The sequence below is a fragment of the uncultured Meiothermus sp. genome, assembly GCF_937863175.1.
In the GTDB taxonomy this organism is placed as follows: domain Bacteria; phylum Deinococcota; class Deinococci; order Deinococcales; family Thermaceae; genus Meiothermus.
In genome coordinates, this window is the sequence record NZ_CALMCQ010000081.1 from 1 (window position 1) to 10,640 (window position 10,640).

Sequence of the window (10,640 nt, forward strand, 5' to 3'; positions counted from 1 at the left end):
GACGGGTGAGTTTGCCTTCGCCATCAAGTTCAAGAACCTCGCGCAGCTCCATCCAGCGATAGTCCAGCCGCGCAATAGCTGCGCGTATCCGTCGGAGGTTTTCCGGTGCGGGCATCCATATTCCGGCCCCAAAAAAGCAGTTGTCAGGCTCGAGGTGCATATAAAACCCAGGCATGTGCACATCCTGCCCCAGACGATGTCGGAATTGCGCTGCCGCGTGGGTTTTATAGGGCGTTTTGTGGGCGCTGAAGCGGGTGTCCCGGTTAATGCGGAAGAGGCTTCGCGGACCCGCTACATAGTCAGGGCTGATCTTCTCGAGGCGGGGGGTAAAATCCTTAATAAAGTGTAAAAACGGCTGGCGTACAAGGGACTCATAGCGGTGCTGGTTGGCCTGGAACCAGGGACGCTGGTTGTTGAAGCGCAGCTCGGTTAAGAAGGTGAAAAGCTCATTTTCAAAGTACGCGCTGGTTACCGGCACATGGCAACTTTACCCCGTGGTCCGGGCGGAAAATTGTCAGCAAAGATTGATTCGCGATATCCCGATCCCGCTGTGAACCTCGAGGCGGGGGGTGAGATTACCTGCTGGGCCATTGATGCGTATTCAAGTGGCTTATCGGAGTGGAATTCAGTCCAGTCTTTCCAGGGCCCGTCGCAGTTGTTCGACCCCCATATAACCGCGCACCTCATTTACCAGCTCACCCCTGGAATTATAGAAGAAGTTGGACGGGTAGCCCTGCACCCGGAGCTTGCGGGATACCTCGCGCTGCACATCCTGGTAAATCGCTGCGCTACGATAGGAAGAGGCCTCGAGAAAACGTCGCACTACGGTAGCCGGCTCTCCATCATTCACAAAAGCAAAGTGTACATCGGTGCGCTGACGGGCAACCTGCTCAAATTCGGGCAATTGGCGCTGGCAAAAGCTGCACCATTCAACCCAAACGGTTACCACGGTTGGCTTTCCAGTCTGGAGCTGCTTGGTGGCGCCATCAAGCCTGACCAGCTGGGCCTGCGGAAGGTCGCCGGTACGGCTTGGGACAGGAGTGGACAGGACTGCAAGGGCCACCAAACCGGCTACAACAAGCCCTGCAAATCCCAACTGCAAAGCGGGCGAAAGTTTTTTGAGCGAGGCTTCCACCCCTCGAGTCTAGCAGGGTTCGTCATCTCCAAGTGTTCGCAATCTCCCAAGCAGGCTTTTTCGTATGCACCTCTCCCCTCCCCAAGCAGCAGGGGGTGGTAGCACACATGAAGTTGTGTCTTTCTGAACCACAAAAACAGCCCGAAGACAGCCTTAAAGACCGGATGCCGGATGAGACGCTTTCGGGGCAGAGCAAAAGCCAGGCCACGATAAATGCCTGTAGAACCGAGTCGCTTGCGATAAGCTATAGGTCGTGGGCGCGGGACTTACAAAAATCCTCACCCCGTCCCCTAAACCGTTGCCCCTTCCTTTATATGATGGAACCCCTCTTTAGCAAAGTTGGCATTTTTGGCATTGGCCTCCTGGGTGGCAGCATGGCTCTGGGGCTGCGTGAACGCTTTTTGGCCACGGAAATTCACGCCTATGACCCCGATCCACAGGCGCTGGAAGATGCCCTGGCCTTGCAGGTTGTGGATAGGGTTCATACTTCGATGGGTAGTTGGATTGCCGAACTTGACCTGGGGGTGCTCGCGGCTCCTATGGGGGTTTTGGTCGGTGAAGGCCAGAAGTTGGCGCGCTTTTCCAGCCCCCACACGATCTGGATAGATGTGGGCAGCGTTAAACTCCCGGTAGTACAGGCCTTGACGGAGGTTTTACCCAATTTTGTGGGTTCACATCCGATGGCGGGCAGCGAGAAAGCCGGCGTCGAAGCTGCCCATGCAGGTTTGTTGCAAAATGCCGTCTGGGTCATCACGCCCAGTCCTGCCACTCCTTCCGATGCGCTCGCCACCATACGCGAGTTGGTACAAAACCTGGGCGCCTATCCACTGGAAATCTCCCCTGAACTTCATGACCGGTTGGTGGCCCGCATTTCGCACCTGCCGTATCTACTGGCGGTGGGCTTAAATCGGCTGGTGGCCCGAGACCCTGATCAAGACTTGCTGATCTTCCTGGCCGCAGGCGGCTTTCGCGACCTGACTCGAGTGGCTTCGGGTTCCCCCCGCATGAGCCGGGACATGGTGGTTGCCAACAAAGAAGCCCTGCGCCAGGCGGTTGAAGACCTCCGGGCAGTAATGCTGGAGCTGGAAAATCTACTCGATGCGCCCGAAAACCTGCTCGAGGTCGCTCAGGAAGCCAAGCGAACCCGCGATTCACTGCCCATTGTCAAGCGCAGCTTGTTGCCAGTTATGAACGAACTGGTGGTACAAGTCCCCGACAAACCTGGGCAGATTTCAACGGTTTCTACTGCGCTGGGAAGCGCGGGGGTTAACATCAAAAACTTCGAGGTGCTGGCCATCCGCGACGAGGGGGGGGCCATTCGGATGGGCTTTGCCACCACAGAGGAGCGCGAGCAGGCCCGGCGAATTCTTGAAGGGATCGGCTACAAAGTGCGCTGAGCGGAGCCCCCTCAGCCCCCTAATCACAAAAGTGGAAGTGGACTCTCTATGTGCGCCCACGATAGAACTTTCGGGGATGGTTTTATACCAGATTCGGAACCCGACCGAAGGGAGACGCTTTTTTCGCCGACCGTCTGGGAGCGGTGTGCTCCAGGATTCCAAAAGAGAGCCTCTGGGTTCCCGGATTGGAGGATGATCTTTTTGAATCCGGTGTTAACCGGTGCTCTTCCGGGGCTGGCGTCGGCGCGGCTCTGTGGGTAGACCCAACTCTTATCGTGAAGATGCTTAGCACGCACAAAATTACCGGGGTTTCAGGCTGAGGCCGTTCAAGACTTCACTCCGATCCGCATGACACCGACGTATTTTTCCGATTTGATAATCAGAGCCCACGGCCCTTTTGATTTCAGACGGGGTCAGCCCATCCCGTAAAACGGTCGGGTTGGAGAACGAGATTTCTACTGGGGCACGAAGTCGTGAATAACCAATTCAGCCGGGCAGGCGACTCTAATGGGCGCAGTGGACAAGCCCAGACCCCTTGAGATAAAAGCTGGAACCGGGTCGTCCACCCAACCCCCGGCAAACTTCTGGCCATAGCTCGAGGCCGTGAAGGTGGGGCCATACCAGGGCAGAACCACCTGTCCCCCGTGGGTATGGCCGCACAGCGTAAGGTCAACGGATTCTGGTACCTGGTACAGATAATCCGGGTTGTGGCAAATAAGCAGACCCGCAGAAGAGTCCGTGTGCTCTGCACAGGCTTGTGTTACGTTGGGTTCGCCATGCCACAAGTCCTCCACTCCAGCCAGGTAAAGATCTTTTCTGAGTTGCACTCCTGCATTGTGGAGCAGGCGAATGCCCAACTCGTTGAGCTGGTTCTCTAACTCCTCTGGTGGTACCATTGGCACTCTGGGTGGATTGACACTGGACTTTTTGGACACAACCACCTGGGCGGGGTACTTGGGCTGATAGTCGTTAAAGCGGTAGTCGTGATTACCCAAGACCGCCCAGGTTCCCAGGGGAGCCCGAAGCTTTCGCAGCTCGGGCAGTGCAGGCAAGACCTGATGCTTCCGTCCCGAGTCGGTCAGGTCGCCGGTTATTACAATCAGGTCGGGCCGCAGGGCCGAGGTGGCCTCCACCCAGCGCCGGACAGAACCCAGGCGCATGAAAAAACCAATGTGCAGATCGGAGAGGTGGGCTACCCGCAAGGGGGCCTGCAAACCCCGCAGGCTACGCTGGTAGTGCTGGATGGCAAAGGAATAGCCGAAAATCACCCCGTTATCCTAACAGTAAACCGCTTCAACCTTCCGGCATAAAGTCAAATACCACCAGTTCGGCAGGGGCGTTGATGCGCAGGGGAAACAGCGTCACCCCAAGACCCCGTGATACGAAGCCAGGTACTGGGGGTGAGCCGGGGCTATAGCCTGGGTTATACCAGCCCCCCAGATAGCTTTGTTTGTAGTAGGAGGGTGTCCAGGGTGCGCCGACTCCTGGAAGATAGACCTGCCCGCCGTGGGTATGGCCGCACAAGGCCAGCGTGACGGGCAGGTCATAATAAAAATCCAGAAAGTCGGGGTTGTGCGCCAGGGCCAGGCTGGCTTTGCCCGGACGGTAATCGGTCAAAGCAGCTCTGGCGTCGGCACCGCCATACCAGTAATCGTCTACCCCACTCAAATACAGGTCGGCTCTAGGGAAAAGACCCAGGTTATTCAGCACCTGTATACCGCGCCTGGGAAGGTGCCGGGCTAAATAGCGCTTGCTTTCTTGCACACCATTGTCGTGGTTACCCCAGATCGAGTAGACCCCCAAGGGCGCACTTAGTTCACCCATCTCGGCCAGCAGTGCGTCGAGATCGGGGGTGGCGGCCTGGTAGATGCCGGTCAGCCAGTCCAGGCGCAGACCCGACTCGATCAGGTCGCCCGTGATGACGATAAGGTCGGGTCTCTCGGCATTGGCAGCCTTCACCCAGGCCCGTATTGAGGCCGCTTGAACCCAGGGGCCATAATGCAAATCACTCAACTGGGCCACCCGCAGGGGGCGATCTAGCCCTCGCAACACCCGCCGATAACGGTTAATTTGAAACTGGTAGGTTCTACTGACCGCCAGCCCCCCTGCTCCCACAGCGCCTATACCCGTCAGGCCCAGCAGGGTCAGGAAGCGACGGCGGGTCAGCATTGCGCTTTAGTCTACGACTCCGTGCCTACCAGGGTATGTTTGTCACCCCATCGGGCTCGGCGTACAGCCGGACACTGCGCCTGCTGTAGTGCACGGCAGCCTTCAAAGCCCGCTCAACTTGTGTTCTGCCTATCCTTTGTTTTTCTTCTTCTCTTCCCGCTCGAGCCTGCGGCGCTCGGCACGGCTCATGCCCGAAAAAGCCGTGGAGGCTTTTTGCTGGCGACGCACCGTGAAGGGGTCGAAGCCGCCCTGGGGTGAGGCAGCACCGGCATCGGAGCCGCTGTACTCAACCCCCTGGGCCACCGGAGCCGGGATGGGTTGCTGGTTAACCTCGACCTGGAGGCGGAAGAGGAACTTGGTCACTTCGCTCTTGATGCCCCCGATCATCTCGTTGAAGAAGCGGGTGCCCTCGAGCTTGTACTCCTGGAAGGGGTCACGCTGGCCGTAGCCACGCAGGAAGATACCCTGCTTGAGCACATCCATGTTGTGCAGGTGTTCTTTCCAGGCATTGTCCACCACTTGCAGGGTCACGAAGCGCTCCACTGCCCGCATCAGATTGGGCCCCTGGGCGTTGAGTTCCGCCTCTCGGGCCTCGTAGGCCGCACGTCCGGCTTCAATCAGTAGCTCGCTGCCCTCGTCCGGCTTGAGCTTGCGCAGGCCGTCGAAATCAAATTCTTTGAGCGGAGGGATGAAGTCCACGAGGCTCGAGCGCAAGCCTTCGATATCCCAGTCTTCCGGGTGCTGCTCGGCATTGAGATAGTTGGCGGCCACCCCGTCCACGGTGTCCTCAACCATGTTCAGGGCACCCTCGCGTACCGACTCGTCGGTTCCCAGCAGCACGTTGCGGCGCTGGGCATAGACCACCTCGCGTTGGCGGGCCATCACTTCGTCGAGGCGCAGGAGCTGCTTGCGGGTATCGAAGTGGCGGTCTTCGACCCGCTTCTGGGCCCGTTCGATGGAGCGGGTGACCATCTGGTTTTCAATGGGCTCAGAGTCATCGAAGCCCATGCGGTCGAGCATCCCCACAATGCGCTCGGAGGCAAACAGGCGCATCAGATCGTCGTCGAAAGAGACATAAAACCGTGAGGAGCCAGGGTCGCCCTGGCGGCCCGAACGCCCGCGCAACTGGTTGTCAATGCGGCGCGACTCGTGCCGCTCGGTGCCGATGATGTGCAGCCCGCCCAGTTCCTTGACCCGCACCTCGTCGGCTGCACAGGTATCGCGCAGGCGGCGAATTTCGTCAATAACCGACTGGCGCACTCCAATCTCTGGGGCCAGTTTTAAGGCCTCGTCCTCTGCGCCCTGCACCAGTTTTTTGATGAAGAGTTCAAGACGCCATTCGGAGCGGGGCTCGAGGCCCTCCTTTCGCAGCAGATCGGAGGCCAGATACTCGGCGTTGCCGCCCAGCTTGATGTCGGTGCCGCGTCCGGCCATGTTGGTGGAGATGGTGATGGTCTTGCTGCGCCCAGCCTGGGCCACGATCTCCGACTCTTTTTCGTGGTATTTGGCGTTCAGAACCTGGTGCGGGATGCCCTTGCGAATCAGCTCGAGGGTATGCACGGCTTTCTTCAGGAAGTCCCAGGCTACCCGGATACTGCCCTTGGCCGGGATGGTGGACTCGTGCTGCTCGAGTTCGGCATCGCGCATCGAGCCTGGGCGCTCCAGGGCCTTCTTGAGCCGATCCCACTCGGGACCGCTCTGCTTTTCGATGGACTTGGTCATGAGCTGGGCGCGGGCCTCCAAACGCGGTAGGAAGTGCCGGGCCTCCTTGAGCATGGCCGACAGCCGCTCGGATTTCTCCACCGAGATGGTGCCGACCAGTACCGGCTGACCCTTTTCGTACTTCTCGGCGATCTCCTCGACCACCGCAAAGAACTTGCCCTTCTCCGAGCGGTAGACCACATCTGGGGCATCCCGGCGGATCATGGGGCGGTTGGTCGGGATGCTGCGTACATCCATGGCGTAAATTTCCTGGAACTCCTTCTCCTCGGTCTTGGCCGTACCGGTCATGCCGGCAGTCTTCTCAAAAAGGCGGAAGAAGTTCTGGTAGGTCACGGTGGCCAGGGTCTGGTTTTCGCGCTCGATCTTGACCCCTTGCTTGGCCTCGATGGCCTGGTGCAGCCCCTCGCCAAAGCGACGCCCCGGCTGGAGGCGGCCCGTGAACTCGTCCACGATAATGACCTGGCCCTCCTGCACAATATATTCACGGTCAATAAAGTAGAGTTCCTTGGCCCGGATGGCCTGGGTCAGCATGTGGGCCAGTTCCATGTTCTCGGTGTTGAACAGGCCCTCCACCCCCAGCATCTTCTCGGCCTTGGCGATACCCTGTAGGGTCAGGTGTACGGCTTTTTGCTTCTCTTCGATGGTGTAGTCGCCGGTGGGGTCGGCCTTAGTGCCCACCGGGGGTTTTTCGCCGCGCTCGAGCTTCTTAACAATCTCGGCCATCCGGTAGTACATGTCGGTGGCTTTTTCAGCCGGGCCGCTGATGATCAGGGGAGTACGGGCCTCGTCCACCAGGATCGAGTCCACCTCGTCAATTATGGCGTAATTCAGAGGCGTTTCGTGACGCAGCACCAACTGTTCAGGAGCTACTGACATGTTGTCGCGCAGGTAGTCGAAGCCCAACTCGCTATTGGTCACATAGGTCACATCACACAGGTAGGAAGCGCGTCGCTCATCGGGGCTGGACTGGTTCTGTACCACCCCCACCGTGAGGCCCAGTCCCTTGTAAATTGGCCCCATCCAGTCAGCATCACGGCGGGCCAGGTAGTCGTTGACCGTTACCAGATGCACCCCTTTGCCGGCAATGGCATTGAGGGCGACGGCCAGAGTAGCCACCAGGGTCTTGCCCTCGCCGGTCTTCATCTCGGCGATTTTGCCCTCGTGCAAAACTGCCCCCCCGATGAGCTGCACATCATAGTGACGCAGTCCCAGGAAGCGTTTGGAGGATTCGCGGGTCAGGGCGAAGGCGCGGGGTAGCAACCCATCCAGGTCGCTGCCATTCTGGTAGGCCTCACGCAGTTTGGCGAACTCGGCAGCCAGGTCTTCGATCTGAGAAACTTCGTCCTCGAGGGCATTCACCGGTGCCACCACGGTTTTCCAGTAGCGGGCCACCTTGCGTTCGTTGTTATCGATAAGTTTATTAATCCAGGCCAACATAACCAAACCCGATTCTACCCTGTCCAGATGAGAATGAATGGGGTATTTGCAGGAGACCTGGCTCCTTGACTGGAGATGGGGGGTTCGCTGTGAAGCCAACCTTAGGCTTACTCCAAACTTTCCCGTATCGTTTCTGACATCTTTTTGCTTCTCCGTATGCAGTCCTCTCTACTGGCGACAATCCCTGCTCTGGGAAATGAGTGCCAGAAAGGTTGTGACGCCTCTGCCTGGCGGGGTATCGTCGCCCTCTCGCTCGAGGGGAGAGGAAATAGGAACCCTGTAAACCTGGTACTCAGTGGAGTGATTCTATACACTCTGTTTATGCCGCGTATTCTGGTTGCACTGATCCTGTTGGGCAGCCCCGCCCTGGCCCAGCTCTGTGATCAACCTTTTTCCCCTACCCGCCCCACCTGGGAATGGCAGTATCGGGTCGTTGGAGAACGCACCAGCACTTATTCCATTCGCAAGACCAGCATCAGCAATAGCGGCTATACCCAGGTGCGGCAGACTGCAAACGGCAAGGAGGAATCCACACACAAATGCACCCCGGAAGGAATCTTCCCGGTGGATTTTGGGGGTAGCGGCAGTAATCGGGCCGATGTAGGCGGGCAGCCGGTCAACTACAACCTGGAAGTGGTGAAGGTGACGGGTGTTGCAGTCCCTGACTACGATTCGTGGGTCGTGGGCAACAGCTGGAAATTGTTAATTGAGGTGCGTGGAACCGGACAACAAGGGCCGGTACGCTTCAACATCAGTGGGACGCTCGAGACTACCTACAGGGTAGTGGCACAGGAAATCGTCACCACTCCGGCGGGGCGCTTTAGCGCGTACAAGCTGCAAACCAGCTTTATTACCCGAATCCGGGCCAGTGCAGGCCCAATCGTCATCCCCTTCAACTTCGAGAGCCAGGGTACAGCCTGGTATGCCGAGAATGTGGGATTGGTCAAAAGTATCCAGAAAACCCGCGACAGGGAAAACGTAACCGAGCTGGTGGCTTTGCGAAAGTAAGTATCTCCAGGTCAGGCATCTGCGCGACCCACAGCAGCCTGGCCACGAAGCTGCGCCGACGCAAACCCAAGAGTTGCATCCCGTAAAAACCACCAGCAAAACTTCTACCGTGGGTGCGCTGAGAGCGAACTTCCCCTCTGGTTAAGCCTGGTTGCGAACCAGACCAGGTCGTCAGGGTGGGTGCAGTTGCGTCCCACCCCGGATGCAGCGTCTGATAAGGAGCGCGACAGCAGTCAGGACGGCGGGTTCAGGGGTAGATAGGCCGCAGCCGGAACAGCCAGCTGGCTTTCTGGACTGCTCAACCGCGTACGCCAGGCAGCCAGGGCAATCATGGCCCCGTTGTCGGTTGCCAGGCCTTTAGGTGGAAATACCAGTCTAAGACCCACTTCCTGCAAGTGGCCTCTGAGTGCCGCATTTTGCGCCACCCCCCCCGTCACCAGAAGGGTCGTGAGCCCGGTGCGCCCGGCAGCCCGGGTGACCACCTGAACCAGATGCCCGACCGCAACCTGTTGGAATCGAGCTGCAACATCAGCAGGCGCATATCCCTTTTCAATGGCCCTGGCCACGGCTGTTTTCAGTCCCGAGAAACTGAAGCTATAGCCTTCCTGCCCTTGCAATGGCATCCCCAGAGGAACTCGTTCAGGATCTCCGTGCTGGGCCAGCTTTTCAATTTCTGGCCCCCCCGGATAGTCCAGCCCCAAAAGTCGGGCCGACTTGTCAAAGGCCTCTCCGGCAGCATCGTCGAGGGTTGCGCCCAAAAGTTTGTACTCGCCCCAGTTGCCAACCTCAAACAGATGGGTGTGGCCGCCAGAAGCGATCAGGGCCAGAAAAGGGGGTTCGATCTCAGGATGCTCGGCCAGAGCAGCATAGATATGGCCCTCGAGGTGATGCACCCCAACAAAAGGCTTGCCCAGGGCAAAAGCCAGGCCTTTGCCATAGGTATATCCCACCAGCAAGGCTCCAATCAGTCCAGGACCTCGAGTAGCGGCAATCAAATCCAGATCAGAGGTAGCAACCCCGGCCTCGGCAAGGGCTTGCTGCACCAGTCCATCAATCACCTGGGTGTGTTCACGCGAGGCCATCTCCGGAACCACCCCCCCATAGCGCTGGTGTAGCAGGGTTTGGGAAGCCACCAGATTGGCGATCACCCGTCCATCCCGTACAACCCCCACCCCGGTATCATCACAGGAAGTATCAATACCCACAATCCACACAACCCCAATTGTGGCCCTTTGGGGCATGAAGGTCAAATCCTCGAGTAACCCCAAGCCTGGCCGGGTTGCATACTAGAAATCCCTACTACCCGCTATACTCACCTTGTGCAGCTACCCCTCAAGGCACTGGAAAATTCCCTGAAAACGGTTCTATTTGGGCAAGAGCAGGTCATCCGCGAATTGCTCGCAACCACCGTGGCAGGTGGGCATGCCCTGCTGGAAGGGCTGCCAGGGCTGGGTAAAACTCTGCTGGCCAGAGCATTTGCTGAAGCCAGTGGGCTTTCGTACCGCCGCATTCAGTTCACCCCCGACCTGCTCCCTGCCGACGTAACCGGGACAGAGATACTCGAAGACGGGCAGTTTATTTTTCGCCAGGGGCCCATTTTTGCCCAGGTGGTGCTGGCAGATGAAATCAACCGGGCCACCCCCAAGACCCAGTCGGCACTGCTGGAGGCCATGCAGGAGCGGGGTGTAACCGTCAGCGGAACCCGCTACGCTCTACCCGAGCCCTTTATCGTACTGGCCACGCAGAACCCCCTCGAGCTCGAGGGAACCTAT

General features: G+C 58.4%; 9 protein-coding genes. 3 read left to right on the forward strand and 6 right to left on the reverse strand.

Translation table 11 applies throughout. The features are described 5' to 3' along the window. Together Q0288_RS03150 and Q0288_RS03155 are read right to left on the reverse strand one after the other, a co-directional pair. On the reverse strand, positions 1-478 hold a 478-nt coding region (locus Q0288_RS03150), incomplete at its 3' end, for a DUF2461 domain-containing protein (protein WP_299427053.1). A 147-nt stretch (positions 479-625) separates the two neighbouring features. Further along, complete coding sequence (locus tag Q0288_RS03155) at positions 626-1,135, reverse strand: TlpA disulfide reductase family protein (protein ID WP_299427056.1); 510 nt, start codon at positions 1,133-1,135, stop codon at positions 626-628. 317 nt (positions 1,136-1,452) lie between these two features. Here Q0288_RS03155 and Q0288_RS03160 point away from each other — a divergent pair, with 317 nt between their 5' ends. Beyond that, positions 1,453-2,532, forward strand: a complete 1,080-nt coding sequence (locus tag Q0288_RS03160; RefSeq protein WP_299427077.1) for a prephenate dehydrogenase/arogenate dehydrogenase family protein — start codon at positions 1,453-1,455, stop codon at positions 2,530-2,532. Positions 2,533-2,987: 455 nt separating this feature from the next. Here the strand turns inward: Q0288_RS03160 and Q0288_RS03165 are convergent, their stop codons facing one another. From Q0288_RS03165 to secA, 3 genes are all read right to left on the reverse strand, one after another. Then, positions 2,988-3,800, reverse strand: coding sequence for a metallophosphoesterase (locus Q0288_RS03165; RefSeq protein WP_299427059.1), 813 nt, complete (start codon positions 3,798-3,800; stop codon positions 2,988-2,990). 25 nt (positions 3,801-3,825) lie between these two features. Then, positions 3,826-4,701: a metallophosphoesterase gene (locus Q0288_RS03170; RefSeq protein WP_299427062.1), complete on the reverse strand. Its 876-nt coding sequence runs from the start codon at positions 4,699-4,701 to the stop codon at positions 3,826-3,828. A gap of 129 nt (positions 4,702-4,830) precedes the next feature. Beyond that, positions 4,831-7,860 (reverse strand): preprotein translocase subunit SecA, encoded by a 3,030-nt coding sequence (secA, locus tag Q0288_RS03175; RefSeq protein WP_299427065.1) that lies wholly within the window; start codon positions 7,858-7,860, stop codon positions 4,831-4,833. A 321-nt stretch (positions 7,861-8,181) separates the two neighbouring features. Here secA and Q0288_RS03180 point away from each other — a divergent pair, with 321 nt between their 5' ends. Beyond that, positions 8,182-8,868 (forward strand): hypothetical protein, encoded by a 687-nt coding sequence (locus Q0288_RS03180; RefSeq protein ID WP_299427068.1) that lies wholly within the window; start codon positions 8,182-8,184, stop codon positions 8,866-8,868. A 233-nt stretch (positions 8,869-9,101) separates the two neighbouring features. On the opposite strand, the gene tsaD is transcribed toward Q0288_RS03180, so the two are convergent. After that, positions 9,102-10,082 carry a tRNA (adenosine(37)-N6)-threonylcarbamoyltransferase complex transferase subunit TsaD gene (tsaD, locus tag Q0288_RS03185; RefSeq protein ID WP_299427071.1) on the reverse strand — a complete coding sequence of 327 codons (981 nt, stop codon included), beginning with the start codon at positions 10,080-10,082 and terminating at the stop codon, positions 9,102-9,104. 105 nt (positions 10,083-10,187) lie between these two features. Here tsaD and Q0288_RS03190 point away from each other — a divergent pair. Continuing rightward, on the forward strand, positions 10,188-10,640 hold a 453-nt coding region (locus Q0288_RS03190; protein ID WP_299427074.1), incomplete at its 3' end, for an AAA family ATPase.

Coding starts and splice junctions, on each gene's coding strand:
- Q0288_RS03170 (WP_299427062.1), bottom strand. CDS start 4,701: ATGCTGACCCGCCGTCGCTTCCTGACCCTGCTGGGCCTGACGGGTATA.
- secA (WP_299427065.1), bottom strand. CDS start 7,860: ATGTTGGCCTGGATTAATAAACTTATCGATAACAACGAACGCAAGGTG.
- Q0288_RS03160 (WP_299427077.1), top strand. CDS start 1,453: ATGGAACCCCTCTTTAGCAAAGTTGGCATTTTTGGCATTGGCCTCCTG.
- Q0288_RS03180 (WP_299427068.1), top strand. CDS start 8,182: ATGCCGCGTATTCTGGTTGCACTGATCCTGTTGGGCAGCCCCGCCCTG.